Raw genomic sequence first — 15,516 nt, 5'->3', positions numbered from 1 at the left:
CATTTTCTTAGTTTCCATTTTAACACAAAATTTTCACTAGCGTCGCATTAAAATAATTTAACACCTTCAAATAAACCGAATTTTCTGAAATATAATCCAAACACAAAAAAAGCCTTTATAATGGTTGGGTGGTAGTAAACCATCCAAATCCAATACAAAGGACAAAAGCATGGATAAGTTTACACGAAAAACATCATTTGAACAATGGTTTTCACCGATTAATCGTCCATTATTTGACGACCTAGTGAAAACACATCAATTAAATCACTATACCAAGAAGCTTTATATGGCTTCATTTATGAAACTGCTTTTGTATGCCCAACTCCATGAAACCGAGAGTTTACGGGCGTTGAGTGACGCTGTCTTTTTAGAAGAATTACAACGAGCAACGGGATTGGAGTCGATTAGTTTTTCACAGTTAGGGAGACGAATCAATACCATCCCAACTGAGTTCTTTCAAACGATTTTTCTCGATTTAGTGGCACAAATTCATCGGAAAACCAATTTCCAAACAAGAAGAAAAGTGACAACGCCTTTGAAAATCATTGATTCGAGTACATTACCGCTTAATTTGACCAATCATAAGTGGGCAGAGTTTCGAAAAACAAAATCAGGAGTAAAGCTTCACTTACGACTTGTTTTTATGGAAAAAGGACTCTCCTATCCAGATAAAGCCGTACTCACGAATGCCAACGAACATGATCGTGGTCAACTAGAAGTATTCGTGGATGACAAAGAATGCATGTACGTGTTTGATCGTGGTTACTTGGATTATGGGCGCTTTGATCAAATGACGGAAGATGGCTATTTCTTTGTGACCCGTTTGCGTAAAAACGCTGTTGTCCGAGTGTTAGAATCCTTTTCGTTACCAGAAGATTCACCCGTATTCTCTGATGAAATGGTTGTCATTGGAACACCACAAAATCGTTCTGAAAACGTGTTTCGCTTACTCAAATTGCATGATACAAAAGGAAATGAGCTTCATTTACTGACAAATCGGTTTGACATTGACGCAGATGAAATTGCAGAAATCTACCAATCACGTTGGGCAATCGAACTTTTTTTCAAATGGATGAAACAACATCTGAACATTAAAAAGTTTTTTGGTCACAGTGAACAAGCTGTACATAATCAAGTGTACGTAGCCATGATAGTGTACTGTCTGAATGTTTTAGCTCAGTTGAACACGAATAGCGAACGCAGTTACTTACAAATTAGTCGCTATTTGAAGGCTTCTTTGTGGAAATCCGCTCACATTTGGTTACGAAAAATCGAAGGAAACGGCGTCCCATAAAGGTTTGCCAGTCGTTGTTGCACAAGTCATAGGTTATAGTAAAAAAATGGATGTTTACTACCCTCGCTTAGGTGTTTTCGTTTTTTCTCTAAAGTCCAGAAAAAATAAAACTGAAAATTCAGACATTATTTATGCGACGGTAGTGCAAAATTTTATAACATACATTTATGTTAAAATGTTGTCAAGATTCCAGAAAAAAGAGGTGCTTGCTGTGAAATCTGTCTTGATCGCCCTTATCCGTTTTTATCAAATCTTTATCTCCCCGTTAAAGCCGCCTTCATGCCGCTTTTACCCAACATGCTCTGAATACGGGCTTGAAGCAGTGAAAAGATTCGGAGCTGTCAAAGGCGGCTTTCTGACAGTAAAACGAATCTTGAAATGCCACCCGTTTCACCCGGGAGGATTTGACCCTGTCCCGGAAATTGAAAAAGATATAAATAAAAAAACGAGTGAATAAATGAAAAATAATGCAAAATACTACAATTATCAAATCAAGCTAAAGGGGAGCAAAAGATATGGAAAATATGATCGCTCAATTTAAACATGAAGTGAATAATGCAACAGAAGAGACGTTCCATTCTTCTGTTTGTTCTTTTTTAAATTTGTGGAACTACGAATACGGCTCGTTCGAACATTTGCCAAACGAAATCCACCACTTATTGCATATTAGCCAATATGATATTTTAACTGTCGATCATGAATAGCCAGAAACTACAGCCATTCTTTTAGTTTTCTCCTGAGCAGTTTTTTAGATGCATTTCGTGGCAGAGATTCAACAAATGTAAATCCTTTTGGAACTTTGTATTTTGCCAGCTTTTTCAAACAAAATTGCCTTAATTCTTCTTCAGACACCTCTTCGCTTCGGACGACAAAAGCATGGGGAACTTTTCCCCATTTTTTATTTTCTTTTCCTACCACTCCTACATCTTTTACGGAAGGATGCGACAAAATAACTGCTTCAACCTCCGCCGGATAAATGTTTTCTCCTCCCGAAACAATTAAATCGGATCGACGGTCCAATACATATAAAAATCCTTCTTCATCCAGATAGCCTAAATCTCCAGTATAAAACCAGCCGTCACGTATAGCTTCGTTTGTTGCGTCTGGACGATGTAAATACCCCGGTGTAACATTCGGTCCTTTTACTACAATTTCTCCCTCTTCATTAGGGGAGCAGTCCCTGCCGTCTGCTACGATCCGAATTTGAGCTGGAAACAACGGTTTTCCCGCAGATCCGAGTTTTGAAAAGCAAAATTCAGGGGCTAATGTGGCAATTTGCGAACACGTTTCCGTCATCCCATATGTTTGAAAAACGGGAATTTCTTTTTCACGGCATTGTTCAAGAATCGGCCGCGGGGCAGGACCTCCTCCTAAAAGCATGCATCGAAACGATTTCGGATACGTGTCACTTCCTAATTCCTGCAGCATGTCATTCAGCATGGCCGTAACGACGGAAGCAATCGTAACTCCTTCATTTTTGATCGCTCTGTTTGCTTCTTTCGCTGAAAATGAAGAATGGAGAACAATTCCGATTCCATAGATGACGCTGCGCATCAAAATTGACAGTCCGCTTATATGAAAAAGAGGAACTGCCAAAAGCCAGCAATCGCCGTCCTTCAGTCCAAGATTCAGCACAGAACCGATCGCACTCCACCAATGATTCCCAAATGTTTGCTGAACTCCTTTCGGTTTTCCTGTTGTTCCAGACGTATACATAATCGTTGCCACGTCATCTAAAATAAAGCTGTCATCTAATGCTGCTTCCTTTTCATCACAAAGCTTCAACTCTGATAATGTAATAACTTTTTTACCGGGAAAATGAACCGATAATTCATCATCACAGATAACGCATTTTATATTCGCATCATTTATTTGCCATAATAATTCTTCAGCTGTTAGTCTAGTATTCAAAAGAACATTGACCACACCGAGATACATTAAAGCATGAATATTAATGACCATTTCTAAGCTGTTTTTCATTAAAAGCCCGACTGTATCTCCACGCTTGATATCTATTTGATGCAGCTGTCTTGCTCTTTTTTCAACAAGCTGATGCAAGTCCAAAAATGAATAATTTTTCCCCTCATAACGAATAGCCAATCGGTCCGGAGTCAAAAAAGCTCGCTGTTTAAGCCAATTCGGTGTTTCATTTCGATTTGCACTCATGTCTTAACACCTCGATTATTGCACAATAAAGCAGCTCGATGCATCGCCATCAAGCTGCTTGTTCTTTTTAAGGGAAACGCGGGAATTGTTTGAAATCAGGTTTTCTTTTCTCTTTAAATGCATCTCGTCCTTCTTTCGCTTCATCTGTTGTATAATACAATAATGTCGCATCCCCCGCAAATTGTTGGAGACCGGCGAGACCATCTGTATCTGCATTAAATGCAGCTTTCAAGAAGCGAATAGCAGTTGGGCTTTTTTCCAAAATTTCTTCACACCATTTGACAGTTTCCTCTTCAAGCTGCTCTAATGGGACAACTTTGTTGACTAAGCCCATCTCATAAGCTTCCTGCGCATTATATTGACGGCATAAATACCATATTTCACGAGCTCTTTTCGTACCAACAAGCCGGGCAAGCAGTCCCACTCCATATCCCGCATCAAAGCTTCCAACTTTTGGGCCTGTTTGTCCGAAAATTGCATTCTCTGATGCGATCGTTAAATCACACACGACATGCAGAACATGTCCTCCTCCAATTGCATATCCGTTCACCATTGCAATAACCGGTTTTGGAATCACCCGGATAAGTCGTTGCAAATCCAAAACGTTTAATCTAGGAATTTTATCATCCCCGACGTATCCGCCATGCCCCCGCACTTTTTGATCTCCGCCTGAGCAAAACGCTTTATCACCAGCACCTGTCAAAATAATTACACCAATTTTATCATCGTCCCGCGCATAGGAAAAAGCATCGATCATTTCCGCGACCGTTTTTGGTGTGAATGCATTATGTACATGAGGACGATTCATCGTAATTTTTGCTATCCCATTGTACGTTTCATAAATGATTTCATCATATTCTCGTTCTTTTACCCAAGGAAATCCCATTTTTATCCTCCTTTAATATGTAGAAAAATGTTGGAGAAACTCATCTACTATTTTACCAAAAAATTTTGACTGTTCCACATGAACTGCATGTCCGGCTTGCGGCACGACCTTTAATTCAGAGCAAGGAATCAATTGGTTCATTTCTTTCATAATTTTGCAAAACTTAAGATCCCTTTCACCACAAATTAATAATGTAGGGATGTTGAAATTTTTTAATGCTCCCCACCATGAAGGTTGAACGCCAGTTCCCATTCCTTTTAAACTGTTTGCCAATCCAATTGCATTATTTTTCAGCCGATCCTTTCTTATTTTGTCCTTGACGGCAGGCGGGAGAGACTTTTGCGTTAAAAACAAAGGGATATTTTCCCAATGTTGGACAAATGCCGCAACCCCTTCGTCCAAAATCATTTGGGCAAGTCGTTCGTCCTGCAGCCTTCTCGTCTCTCGTTCCTTTTCAGTTTTTAATCCAGGAGAACTGCTTTCCAATATTAAAGTCTTCACAAATTCCGGCTGTCTCATTGCAAAGCTCAATGCCAATCTTCCGCCCATTGAATATCCGAGCACATGCGCTTTTCGAATATTGAATGAAAGCAATATTTCTTTTAAATCTTCAACTGCTTCTTCCATCCGATATCTTTCAGGATTTTCAGGCGAATCTGTTTGACCATGGCCGATGATGTCGATAAGTACTAGCTGGTATTTTTTTAAACTATTTTTCAAAAATCCCCAGGTTTCTCCGCTTCCTGTAAAACCATGAAGGAGAACAAGTGGCTCCCCCTTTCCGAACGTTTCAGCCCAATAATTCACATTTCGAACGGCCAATTTTCCCATCATAACATCCTTTCTATTTCCCAGGAAACAGAACGAAGCCATTTTCTCTGTTCGTTGACTCGTGTATGTCGATTGGTCGGGATTTCAATAATATTTAATCCATCTCTATTCATGCAAAATTGAAACTCGGTTCTGAATTCTTCCCAAGTGGAAATTTTTTTATAATGTGCACTATATAAGCTGGCTGCATATTGAAAATCTAAATTGGTCGGGGTGCCAAACAATTGTTCAAAATGCGTCTTTTCATCCGCCTGCGGCAAAAATGAAAAAATGCCGCCGCCGTTATTATTAATTAATAAAACAGTTAAGTTCAATTTATTTTGTTTTGCAGCAAGGAGTCCATTTAAATCATGATAAAATGATAAATCCCCTATGATTAAAATAGTTTTTTCATGACTAGCTGCAGAAACCCCAAGGGCTGTCGAAACGACTCCGTCAATTCCATTCGCTCCCCGGTTGGCATAAACCATAATATTTTTATCACTGTTATGGAAAAACGTGTCGACATCTCGAATCGGCATGCTGTTTCCTACAAATACATTGCAGCGATCCGGGAGCAATTTTTGCAATTCGACATATACCGTTCCTTCAAATAAAGAATCTTCCTCAATGACCGGCGTTGACAAATACTCTCGAAAGAGATTGTTTACTTGTTTCCATTTTTTGCACCAGGATGTTTCCTGTTTATCTTTACATTTTTTGATCAGCATTTCACATAAATAGGCTTCATCACTGTGAACATGTTCTGCTGATAAAGTAGGATCGCGATAACCGCCATCACCATCAACCACAATTTGCTTTATTTCAGGATGGTCTCTTAACAATAGAAACAGCGGTTTTGAGACGGGCATTGCACCAAAACGAAGGACGACATCAGGTTTCAGATAAGCTTTCTTTTCCATCGTTTTTAAAATGGAATCATAACAATCAATAATATAATGTTTAGAATGTTCGCCAAAGCGTAAATTGGACAACGGATCCGCTAATATCGGGAATTTCAATTTCTCTGCTAATGCCAAAACTTGTTCACGAAACTCTTTGTTATGTAATTCCCCGCATACAATAAGTCCTTTCTCGCTTGAATCGATTTCATCCACAATCCGTTCAATTTGCTCATGTTCGACCAGCTTTTTTGTTTCCACCACTGGCTCAATATGAAGAGACTTCTGCAATGGATGGATTTTCGATAGATCGGGCAAAAGCGGCTCTCGGAAAGGTAAGTTGATATGGACTGGTCCTTTCGGATTTTCATTTGCAGTTTGGACCGCCCGTTGAGCGATATTTTTTATATATAACAGCATCGTTTGACTGCTTTCAGGAAGAGCGCAATCAACAAACCATTTCACATAGTTCGAATACAGATGAATTTGATTAATTGCTTGTGGAGCTCCAATATCCCGCAGCTCATGAGGTCTGTCTGCCGTTAAAATCACAAGAGGGATGCGTGAATAATGGGCTTCTATGATAGCTGGATAATAGTTTGCTGCAGCTGTTCCTGATGTACAAAGCAAAGCAATTGGTTTTCTTTGTTTTTTAGCCAATCCAAGAGCAAAAAAACCTGCAGATCGTTCATCAATATTAATATAGGTATGTATTTTCGGATGCTCTGCAAATGTGATCGCAAGCGGGGTAGATCGTGAACCTGGGCTAATCACAACTTCAGAAATACCTTTTGCAATTAATCCATTTACAAATGCAATGACATAGTCAGATAGATTTTTATTTTTCATTCAGTTTTCCCCCTAATGCATGCTGCATAGGTCCAAATTTGATTTCTGTCTCCCTGTATTCCTCTTCCGGCTTCGAATCTCCAACAATCCCGCATCCTGCGTACAAATAAGCTTTTTGCTCATCCAGCAGACCTGAACGGATCGCAACGACAAATTCTCCGTTGTCCTGATCATCCATCCATCCAACCGGAGCAGCATACCAGCCTCTCTCTAAAGGTTCTTCATTGCGAATAAATGCTAGAGCAGCATCTTTCGGATAGCCACCAAGCGCAGGGGTCGGATGCAATTTTTCTACAAAATCAATCAGCGTAAAACCTTTTTTTACGGTTCCTTCAACAGGTGTATACAAATGTTGAATATTCGGCGTTTTTAAAATCGTTGGATTGTTTTGTAGTTGCACTTCTTGGCAATATTCACGGAACACTTTTTCGATCGCTTTGACAACAATTTGATGTTCATGAATGTTTTTTGTATCTGAAAGCAGCATCTGAGCGTATTCTTCGTCTGCCTCCACTGTTTTTCCTCTTTTAATTGATCCTGCTACACATGCAGACTGGACCTTTTGGTCTCTCTTGCTTACAAGCCGCTCAGGAGTTGCGCCAACGAACGTTTTTCCTTCATTTTCAACAACAAATAAATAACAATTAGGCTGATGTTCATTTAACATTGATAAAACATAATGTATATCAATCGATCCCTCAAACTCCAGCAGCATTTCCCTTGCCAATACGACTTTCTCAAAACGGTTTTGTTTTATTTGTTCTGTTGCTTTTTCAACAGCTGCCATCCACTCTTTTTTATGAAACAAACTTTCTTTTTTGATGGTAAAATTCAAAAAAGAATTTGTGTCTTCATTTTTTTTCTTTAAGGTGTATTCATATGTATTGAAATGATTTATAATTTCATTTATATCATCAGTTGATTGAATTAACCTATTTATAGTAGCAAGTGTGTGACGGCCAATTTTTGTAATCATGAAAGAAGGTAAAGTGAATCGTGCTTCATGAAACGGTTTCCATTTTGAAGAATTCGCATTTTTTAAAGGGTCAAAAGAAAAACCCCCAAAAAGAAGCGGACCCGTTCCAATCGGATGGGCGCCTTCAATTTGTATATGCTCTTTCCAATCTTTCCACTTTGAATAAATGTCAAAAAAACGGTTGGAAAATTTTTTGTCTGTCGTCAATTCGAGCTCAACACCAATTCCACAAAGGATAAATGTACGATCAGGTGTCGCCCAATAAAATCTTTTCCCTGCATAAGCCGATTGAAAGCTTGAGAAAATCTGGAGCGGATCTTTCTCCTTGATTTCAAATACATAACTTAAAATGATTGGATGGGAATATTTTTTGGCATGATTGACAGCATTCGCAACTTTATCCCTCAATGTATCTGAACATGGAATTGAAACCAAAGATGATCCCTCCATAACCGAAAAATAGCTTATATTAAGATACACCTGTTCAAAATTTATGTCAACTATATTATAGAATGACGCAATGCAAAACAACAAGCAAACAAACTGCTCAGCTCTTTGATGGGGCTTGAGCATTTATTCCAATGAAAAACAATTGACACTCTTTCGACATTTTTCTAGACTAGGTTGTGGGGAATAGCTTTCGTTTTCAGAATGAAATAAAGGAGAGAACATATTATGCATCCTAAAACGGAGTCACATAATGTACCCATTATAAAAGCTGAACGAGGGTTTCGGGCTTGGTGGATGCTTTTAAGACCCCATACATTAACTGCAGCATTTGTCCCCGTGATTGTCGGAACTCTTTTGGCACTGCAAGTAGGACCCATTCATATTGGACTTTTTCTTACGATGCTTACTGCCTCGTTGTTAATTCAAACAGCCACAAACTTATTTAATGAATATTTCGATTATAAACGAGGTCTTGATACAGAAGAATCTGTCGGAATTGGAGGAGCAATTGTCCGAAATGGCTTCAAGCCCCAAACCGTTTTAAATTTAGCAATCACATGTATTGTTGTCTCTATCCTATTGGGAATTTACATCTGTCTCCAGTCAAGCTGGTGGTTGGCATTAGTCGGTTCAATTTGTATGGCAGTAGGATACTTATATACTGGAGGTCCATATCCAATCGCTTACACGCCGTTTGGCGAGCTAGCTTCAGGTTTATTTATGGGAGTCGTTATTATCCTTATTTCCTTTTTTATTCAGACAGGTTATCTAACTTCAACAGCTTTTATTCATTCGATCCCGATTGCGATCACGATCGGCGCCATCATGCTTGCGAATAACATAAGAGACTTAGACGGCGATAAGGAAAACGGAAGAAAAACATTAGCAATTTTGCTTGGCCGCCAGAATGCAATTCGATTTTTAGCAATTATGTTTATTGTTTCTTACTGTCTCATTTTTATTATGATCATTTTTGATTATTCCACATGGTGGTCTATTCTTGCTTTTCTTAGCATTCCAAAAGCTATTCAGGCGGTGAAGCGATTTGTCGGCAAAACAAAGCCTATTGAAATGATGCCGGCCATGAAAGCAACATCGCAAACAAACACTTTATTAGGCTTTTTGCTTGCTGCAGGTTTGCTCATAAGCACCATCATATCTCAGTAACACGATAGTATGTTTACTATCGTGTTTTTTTATTAAGCTTTACTGTGAAATTTGTTCTGTATCATCCACTCGCAATTTCAATATGCTGAGCAAATGTTTTTTCCTGAAAAAACATCTCGATAGGTCACAGCCTCTTTATCGGATAGCCAGCCTGTTTCTCAGCCGAATGATGTTATGTTAGCCTTTCAAGTGCCATCAGCTTCAAAGCATAGCGTTAAAAAAGGCGCGGAAGCAGCAATCCTTTCCTGACATGTTTTAAAATGATGATGAAATTTATGGCTGGAAAGGTGAATTTTTTTCATGATTTTAAAGTTATAATTTATTCCTTTTCGTCCAAAATAGCTTTAGATTCTAAAAAAGAAGGTGTCTTTCATATGGACATGGACGAAAAAAAATTGAAGGATTTTCAAAAGCAATTAATATTCATGAAAAATGAGATTGAAAAACGTTGGGATAATAACGATCATTTTCAATTGGAAAAAGGGCTGGACCATGAATCAACTGGAGAGCTTTCCAGCTACGACAATCACCCCGGAGACGATGCGACCGAACTGTATGAAAGAGAAAAAGATTTAGCATTAAATAAACATTTAGAAAAAGAATATGAAGAGATCGTTGAAGCATTAGAAAGAATTCATGAGGGCACATACGGTACTTGTTCCGTCTGCGGAAAAAAAATTGATGAAGACCGTCTCAAAGCTATACCGACAGCCAAAACATGCAAAGAACATACTCTAGTTCAAACGATTTCTCATGAAAGACCTGTAGAGGAAGAATTATTTGATGCGTCTTTTCACGGATCCTCTCAAATCGACCATGAAAATACCGCTGTTACTGAACCGTATGATTATTTTCAAGATGTTATCGAATACGGAACGTCAGAAACACCGCAAGATGTAAGAACTCCACCGTTATCGTACGGAGATATGTATAATTCCGATGATGAAATTGGATATATTGAAGATATTGAAAACTTCATTTATACAGATATTGAGGGAAAAAACGTAAACGTCTATCCGTCACATGAACATAAACGATATGAAAAAATGCTTGATGAAGAGGATTTAACAGTTTTATGGGGAGATCTTCCATTAACAGAAAAAGAACCATATACGAAAAATGATTAAAATTACAAGAAGACAAAAAAAGCGTTGCAGTTTGCAACGTTTTTTTGATTTCGAAATGACTCCGCAGGCAGGATTCGAACCTGCGACCGTTCGGTTAACAGCCGAATGCTCTACCACTGAGCTACTGCGGAATATAAAAAAAATTTAAGGCATTTTGCCAAATAGAGCAGCTTTTGACTGACAATTGCAACAATGTCAATTGCTCAACTAAGCTGCTTAAAAAATAGCAATGGGCCTGAGTGGACTTGAACCACCGACCTCACGCTTATCAGGCGTGCGCTCTAACCAGCTGAGCTACAAGCCCATATTAAGCGGGTGATGGGAATCGAACCCACGACATCAGCTTGGAAGGCTGAGGTTTTACCACTAAACTACACCCGCACGAAAATATTTATTTTTTTATTTAAATGATAAACACGCATTTTCCATGCCTCTTCCTCTTCCAGCATTGTTCGAGGATGTAAATGCGTCGAGGCAACTCGCAGATTATTCATTGAAGTGTCGCTCGTGGCTGAGGTTTTACCACTAAACTACACCCGCACGAAAATATTTATTTTTCTATTTAAATGATAAACACGCATTTTCCATGCCTCTTCCTCTTCCAGCATTGTTCGAGGATGTAAATGCGTCGAGGCAACTCGCAGATTATTCATTGAAGTGTCGCTCGTGGCTGAGGTTTTACCACTAAACTACACCCGCACGAAAATATTTATTTTTCTATTTAAATGATAAACACGCATTTTCCATGCCTCTTCCTCTTCCAGCATTGTTCGAGGATGTAAATGCGTCGAGGCAACTCGCAGATTATTCATTGAAGTGTCGCTCGTGGCTGAGGTTTTACCACTAAACTACACCCGCATAATAAGCTGATAATAGAAATAAATACTTACTTTCAATGCCATATTATCTATCTCTACTATAGGCAAATGGGGCGACTGATGGGAATCGAACCCACGAATGCCAGAGCCACAATCTGGTGCGTTAACCACTTCGCCACAGTCGCCGCAATTAATAAAACAATGGCTCGGGACGGAATCGAACCGCCGACACAAGGATTTTCAGTCCTTTGCTCTACCGACTGAGCTACCGAGCCGTAAAACTCCGATAAAAAATTATGTACAATCCATCATTAAAGAAAGATTACATTGAAACAACCTGCTGTACTTGAAAAAATCCTCCTACAGCTGTTGAATCAATAATTAATGGCGGTCCCGACGGGAATCGAACCCGCGATCTCCTGCGTGACAGGCAGGCATGTTAACCGCTACACTACGGGACCATTGGTTGCGGGGGCAGGATTTGAACCTGCGACCTTCGGGTTATGAGCCCGACGAGCTACCGGACTGCTCCACCCCGCGATAATAATGACGGAGGAGGAGGGATTCGAACCCCCGCGCGGTTTGACCCGCCTCTCGGTTTTCAAGACCGACCCCTTCAGCCAGACTTGGGTACTCCTCCATATAATAAAGATGGTGGACCTTGCAGGATTCGAACCTGCGACCGGACGGTTATGAGCCGTCTGCTCTGACCAGCTGAGCTAAAGGTCCGAAAAATGGCGGTGGAGGGGATCGAACCCCCGACCTCACGGGTATGAACCGTACGCTCTAGCCAGCTGAGCTACACCGCCAAATTAAATATGGAGCCTAGCGGGATCGAACCGCTGACCTCCTGCGTGCAAAGCAGGCGCTCTCCCAGCTGAGCTAAGGCCCCTTTAAATTCCCTGGTCGGGAAGACAGGATTCGAACCTGCGACCCCATGGTCCCAAACCATGTGCTCTACCAAGCTGAGCTACTTCCCGTGTATGGCGCGCCCGAGAGGAGTCGAACCCCTAACCTTTTGATCCGTAGTCAAACGCTCTATCCAATTGAGCTACGGGCGCAAATATGGTGCCGAGGACCGGACTTGAACCGGTACGGTAGTCACCTACCGCAGGATTTTAAGTCCTGTGCGTCTGCCAATTCCGCCACCCCGGCAGAGAAAAGCGGAAGACGGGATTCGAACCCGCGACCCCCACCTTGGCAAGGTGGTGTTCTACCACTGAACTACTTCCGCGTATTATGCGGGTGGAGGGACTTGAACCCCCACGCCGTAAGGCGCTAGATCCTAAGTCTAGTGCGTCTGCCAATTCCGCCACACCCGCGTCAAAATGGTGAGCCATGGAGGATTCGAACCTCCGACCCTCTGATTAAAAGTCAGATGCTCTACCGACTGAGCTAATGGCTCATAAAATTTTTTTCTTCTAATCCATTTTTCATTTGTCAGATGTCCCTTCCTCTTCTAGCTTTTTCGAGGATGTTGGATGCGTCGGGACAACTCGTCGCCTATTCGACGATGCTTTGCTCGTTGCTCTACCGACTGAGCTAATGGCTCATAAAATTTTTTTCTTCTAATCCATTTTTCATTTGTCAGATGTCCCTTCCTCTTCTAGCTTTTTCGAGGAAGTTAGATGCGTCGGGACAACTCGTCGCCTATTCGACGATGCTTTGCTCGTTGCTCTACCGACTGAGCTAATGGCTCATAAAAAATTTTTTTCTCCTAATCCATTTTTCATTTGTCAGATGTCCCTTCCTCTGCCAGTCTTTTCGAGGATGTTGGATGCGTCGGGACAACTCGTCGCTTATTCGATGAAGCCTTGCTCGTTGCTCTACCGACTGAGCTAATGGCTCATAAAAAATTTTTTCTCCTAATCCATTTTTCATTTGTCAGATGTCCCTTCCTCTGCCAGTCTTTTCGAGGATGTTGGATGCGTCGGGACAACTCTCTGATTGTTCGTCGAAGCATTGCTCGTTGCTCTGACGACTAATCTAAAAGTTCCTGCTCAATATGCAACACCTTTAATGATGCCGGCGAGAGGAATCGAACCCCCAACCTACTGATTACGATTCAGTTGCTCTGCCAATTGAGCTACACCGGCATGATGAATACAACAATCAATAATCAGTCTTGCTTCATTTGATCGTCGTTCCAATCTTAGAAATCTTGTCCAAGGAAAAGTTCAATTGGTACGATGAAGCAGCATGAAAGACGATATCTCGACCGTGCTTTGCCAATTGAGCTGAATCGATATACTGTATGGTGGAGGATGACGGGATCGAACCGCCGACCCCTTGCTTGTAAGGCAAGTGCTCTCCCAGCTGAGCTAATCCTCCAATTCAAAAATCACCAGAGGACATATGCAAAGTAAATAAAAGTCCATAATTCTTTCAAAACTAGATAACGGTTCCTTCACGAATAGATGCTCCTACTTGGTTAAGTCCTCGATCGATTAGTATCCGTCAGCTCCACGTGTCACCACGCTTCCACCTCGGACCTATCTACCTCGTCATCTTCAAGGGATCTTACTCGCTTTTCGCGATGGGAAATCTCATCTTGAGGGGGGCTTCACGCTTAGATGCTTTCAGCGCTTATCCCTTCCGCACATAGCTACCCAGCGGTGCCCCTGGCGGGACAACTGGTACACCAGCGGTGCGTCCATCCCGGTCCTCTCGTACTAAGGACAGCTCCTCTCAAATTTCCTGCGCCCGCGACGGATAGGGACCGAACTGTCTCACGACGTTCTGAACCCAGCTCGCGTACCGCTTTAATGGGCGAACAGCCCAACCCTTGGGACCGACTACAGCCCCAGGATGCGATGAGCCGACATCGAGGTGCCAAACCTCCCCGTCGATGTGGACTCTTGGGGGAGATCAGCCTGTTATCCCCGGGGTAGCTTTTATCCGTTGAGCGATGGCCCTTCCATGCGGAACCACCGGATCACTAAGCCCGACTTTCGTCCCTGCTCGACTTGTAGGTCTCGCAGTCAAGCTCCCTTCTGCCTTTGCACTCTCCGAATGATTTCCAACCATTCTGAGGGAACCTTTGGGCGCCTCCGTTACCTTTTAGGAGGCGACCGCCCCAGTCAAACTGCCCACCTGACACTGTCTCCCGCCCCGATCAGGGGCGCGGGTTAGAATGTCAGTACAGCCAGGGTAGTATCCCACCGTCGCCTCAGCGCAAGCTGGCGCTCACGCGTCTCTGGCTCCTACCTATCCTGTACAAGCTGTACCCACATTCAATATCAGGCTGCAGTAAAGCTCCACGGGGTCTTTCCGTCCTGTCGCGGGTAACCTGCATCTTCACAGGTACTATAATTTCACCGAGTCTCTCGTTGAGACAGTGCCCAGATCGTTACGCCTTTCGTGCGGGTCGGAACTTACCCGACAAGGAATTTCGCTACCTTAGGACCGTTATAGTTACGGCCGCCGTTTACTGGGGCTTCGGTTCGCACCTTCAGCTACAGCTTAAGCGCTCCCCTTAACCTTCCAGCACCGGGCAGGCGTCAGCCCCTATACTTCACCTTACGGTTTCGCAGAGACCTGTGTTTTTGCTAAACAGTCGCCTGGGCCTTTTCACTGCGGCTCATCATGGCTTATCACCTTGATGAGCACCCCTTCTCCCGAAGTTACGGGGTCATTTTGCCGAGTTCCTTAACGAGAGTTCTCTCGCTCACCTTAGGATTCTCTCCTCGCCTACCTGTGTCGGTTTGCGGTACGGGCACCTCTCACCTCGCTAGAGGCTTTTCTTGGCAGTGTGGAATCGGGAACTTCGGTACTTCCTTTCCCTCGCCATCACAGTTCAGCCTTCCGGCAAGCGGATTTGCCTGCTTGCCAGCCTAACTGCTTGGACGCGCACATCCAGCCGCGCGCTTGCCCTATCCTCCTGCGTCCCCCCATTGCTCAAACGGTGAGGAGGTGGTACAGGAATATCAACCTGTTGTCCATCACCTACGCCTTTCGGCCTCGGCTTAGGTCCCGACTAACCCTGAGCGGACGAGCCTTCCTCAGGAAACCTTAGGCTTTCGGCGGAGGGGATTCTCACCCCTCTTTCGCTACTCATACCGGCATTCTCAC

General features: G+C 42.3%; 10 protein-coding genes, 19 tRNA genes and 1 rRNA gene (1 of these 30 running past the window's edge). 5 read left to right on the top strand and 25 right to left on the bottom strand.

From position 1 onward, the window contains the following. Positions 1 to 169 precede the first annotated feature (169 nt). From NSQ44_RS04755 to NSQ44_RS04745, 3 genes are all read left to right on the top strand, one after another. Positions 170 to 1,294 carry an IS4 family transposase gene (locus tag NSQ44_RS04755; protein WP_339287653.1) on the top strand — a complete coding sequence of 375 codons (1,125 nt, stop codon included), beginning with the start codon at positions 170 to 172 and terminating at the stop codon, positions 1,292 to 1,294. A gap of 211 nt (positions 1,295 to 1,505) precedes the next feature. After that, complete coding sequence (gene yidD / locus NSQ44_RS04750) at positions 1,506 to 1,751, top strand: membrane protein insertion efficiency factor YidD (protein WP_327863688.1); 246 nt, start codon at positions 1,506 to 1,508, stop codon at positions 1,749 to 1,751. Between the two features lie 58 nt (positions 1,752 to 1,809). After that, on the top strand, positions 1,810 to 1,998 hold the full coding sequence (locus NSQ44_RS04745; protein ID WP_340855309.1) for a hypothetical protein: 189 nt from the start codon (positions 1,810 to 1,812) through the stop codon (positions 1,996 to 1,998). Positions 1,999 to 2,005: 7 nt separating this feature from the next. On the opposite strand, the gene NSQ44_RS04740 is transcribed toward NSQ44_RS04745, so the two are convergent. The 5 genes from NSQ44_RS04740 to NSQ44_RS04720 all read right to left on the bottom strand — a co-directional run bounded on the left by NSQ44_RS04740 (position 2,006) and on the right by NSQ44_RS04720 (position 8,318). Beyond that, complete coding sequence (locus NSQ44_RS04740) at positions 2,006 to 3,460, bottom strand: o-succinylbenzoate--CoA ligase (protein ID WP_340855307.1); 1,455 nt, start codon at positions 3,458 to 3,460, stop codon at positions 2,006 to 2,008. A 67-nt stretch (positions 3,461 to 3,527) separates the two neighbouring features. After that, positions 3,528 to 4,346, bottom strand: coding sequence for a 1,4-dihydroxy-2-naphthoyl-CoA synthase (gene menB, locus NSQ44_RS04735; protein WP_063386561.1), 819 nt, complete (start codon positions 4,344 to 4,346; stop codon positions 3,528 to 3,530). Between the two features lie 12 nt (positions 4,347 to 4,358). Then, positions 4,359 to 5,180, bottom strand: coding sequence for a 2-succinyl-6-hydroxy-2,4-cyclohexadiene-1-carboxylate synthase (gene menH, locus NSQ44_RS04730; protein ID WP_232515693.1), 822 nt, complete (start codon positions 5,178 to 5,180; stop codon positions 4,359 to 4,361). Further along, positions 5,177 to 6,907 carry a 2-succinyl-5-enolpyruvyl-6-hydroxy-3-cyclohexene-1-carboxylic-acid synthase gene (menD, locus tag NSQ44_RS04725; RefSeq protein ID WP_340855306.1) on the bottom strand — a complete coding sequence of 577 codons (1,731 nt, stop codon included), beginning with the start codon at positions 6,905 to 6,907 and terminating at the stop codon, positions 5,177 to 5,179. The genes menH and menD overlap by 4 nt, the downstream gene beginning before the upstream one ends. Further along, positions 6,897 to 8,318, bottom strand: coding sequence for an isochorismate synthase (locus NSQ44_RS04720; protein ID WP_161939792.1), 1,422 nt, complete (start codon positions 8,316 to 8,318; stop codon positions 6,897 to 6,899). Before NSQ44_RS04720 ends, menD begins: the two co-directional genes overlap by 11 nt. Positions 8,319 to 8,558: 240 nt before the next feature. Between NSQ44_RS04720 and NSQ44_RS04715 the strand changes: the two genes are divergently transcribed. Together NSQ44_RS04715 and NSQ44_RS04710 are read left to right on the top strand one after the other, a co-directional pair. Further along, positions 8,559 to 9,500 carry a 1,4-dihydroxy-2-naphthoate polyprenyltransferase gene (locus tag NSQ44_RS04715; protein WP_063386558.1) on the top strand — a complete coding sequence of 314 codons (942 nt, stop codon included), beginning with the start codon at positions 8,559 to 8,561 and terminating at the stop codon, positions 9,498 to 9,500. Positions 9,501 to 9,874: 374 nt separating this feature from the next. Beyond that, positions 9,875 to 10,627 carry a TraR/DksA C4-type zinc finger protein gene (locus tag NSQ44_RS04710; protein ID WP_340855303.1) on the top strand — a complete coding sequence of 251 codons (753 nt, stop codon included), beginning with the start codon at positions 9,875 to 9,877 and terminating at the stop codon, positions 10,625 to 10,627. 59 nt (positions 10,628 to 10,686) lie between these two features. On the opposite strand, the gene NSQ44_RS04705 is transcribed toward NSQ44_RS04710, so the two are convergent. The 20 genes from NSQ44_RS04705 to NSQ44_RS04610 all read right to left on the bottom strand — a co-directional run. Beyond that, positions 10,687 to 10,758, bottom strand: a tRNA-Asn gene (locus NSQ44_RS04705). Between the two features lie 99 nt (positions 10,759 to 10,857). Then, positions 10,858 to 10,931 (bottom strand) — tRNA-Ile (locus NSQ44_RS04700). Between the two features lie 6 nt (positions 10,932 to 10,937). Next, positions 10,938 to 11,008, bottom strand: a tRNA-Gly gene (locus NSQ44_RS04695). A 546-nt stretch (positions 11,009 to 11,554) separates the two neighbouring features. Continuing rightward, a tRNA-His gene (locus NSQ44_RS04690) sits at positions 11,555 to 11,630 on the bottom strand. A 17-nt stretch (positions 11,631 to 11,647) separates the two neighbouring features. Next, positions 11,648 to 11,720 (bottom strand) — tRNA-Phe (locus NSQ44_RS04685). Between the two features lie 110 nt (positions 11,721 to 11,830). Continuing rightward, positions 11,831 to 11,906, bottom strand: a tRNA-Asp gene (locus tag NSQ44_RS04680). A 2-nt stretch (positions 11,907 to 11,908) separates the two neighbouring features. Further along, positions 11,909 to 11,985 (bottom strand) — tRNA-Met (locus NSQ44_RS04675). Positions 11,986 to 11,995: 10 nt separating this feature from the next. Further along, positions 11,996 to 12,085 (bottom strand) — tRNA-Ser (locus tag NSQ44_RS04670). A 12-nt stretch (positions 12,086 to 12,097) separates the two neighbouring features. After that, positions 12,098 to 12,174 (bottom strand) — tRNA-Ile (locus NSQ44_RS04665). A gap of 6 nt (positions 12,175 to 12,180) precedes the next feature. Beyond that, a tRNA-Met gene (locus NSQ44_RS04660) sits at positions 12,181 to 12,254 on the bottom strand. Positions 12,255 to 12,264: 10 nt separating this feature from the next. Further along, positions 12,265 to 12,337 (bottom strand) — tRNA-Ala (locus NSQ44_RS04655). An 11-nt stretch (positions 12,338 to 12,348) separates the two neighbouring features. Then, positions 12,349 to 12,425: transfer RNA gene (locus NSQ44_RS04650), tRNA-Pro, on the bottom strand. A gap of 4 nt (positions 12,426 to 12,429) precedes the next feature. Beyond that, positions 12,430 to 12,506 (bottom strand) — tRNA-Arg (locus NSQ44_RS04645). Positions 12,507 to 12,511: 5 nt separating this feature from the next. Then, a tRNA-Leu gene (locus NSQ44_RS04640) sits at positions 12,512 to 12,600 on the bottom strand. A gap of 7 nt (positions 12,601 to 12,607) precedes the next feature. After that, positions 12,608 to 12,679 (bottom strand) — tRNA-Gly (locus NSQ44_RS04635). Between the two features lie 6 nt (positions 12,680 to 12,685). Beyond that, positions 12,686 to 12,767 (bottom strand) — tRNA-Leu (locus NSQ44_RS04630). Between the two features lie 7 nt (positions 12,768 to 12,774). Then, positions 12,775 to 12,850, bottom strand: a tRNA-Lys gene (locus NSQ44_RS04625). 618 nt (positions 12,851 to 13,468) lie between these two features. After that, positions 13,469 to 13,541: transfer RNA gene (locus NSQ44_RS04620), tRNA-Thr, on the bottom strand. A gap of 159 nt (positions 13,542 to 13,700) precedes the next feature. Beyond that, positions 13,701 to 13,776, bottom strand: a tRNA-Val gene (locus NSQ44_RS04615). A 96-nt stretch (positions 13,777 to 13,872) separates the two neighbouring features. After that, positions 13,873 to 15,516, bottom strand: a 23S ribosomal RNA gene (locus tag NSQ44_RS04610); it runs 1,289 nt beyond the window's last position.

The organism is Aeribacillus sp. FSL M8-0254 (genome assembly GCF_038008845.1).
Classification (GTDB): domain Bacteria; phylum Bacillota; class Bacilli; order Bacillales; family Aeribacillaceae; genus Aeribacillus; species Aeribacillus composti.
Note: the sequence above shows the minus strand (reverse complement) of the source record. Positions and strands in the feature narration are given on the sequence as shown.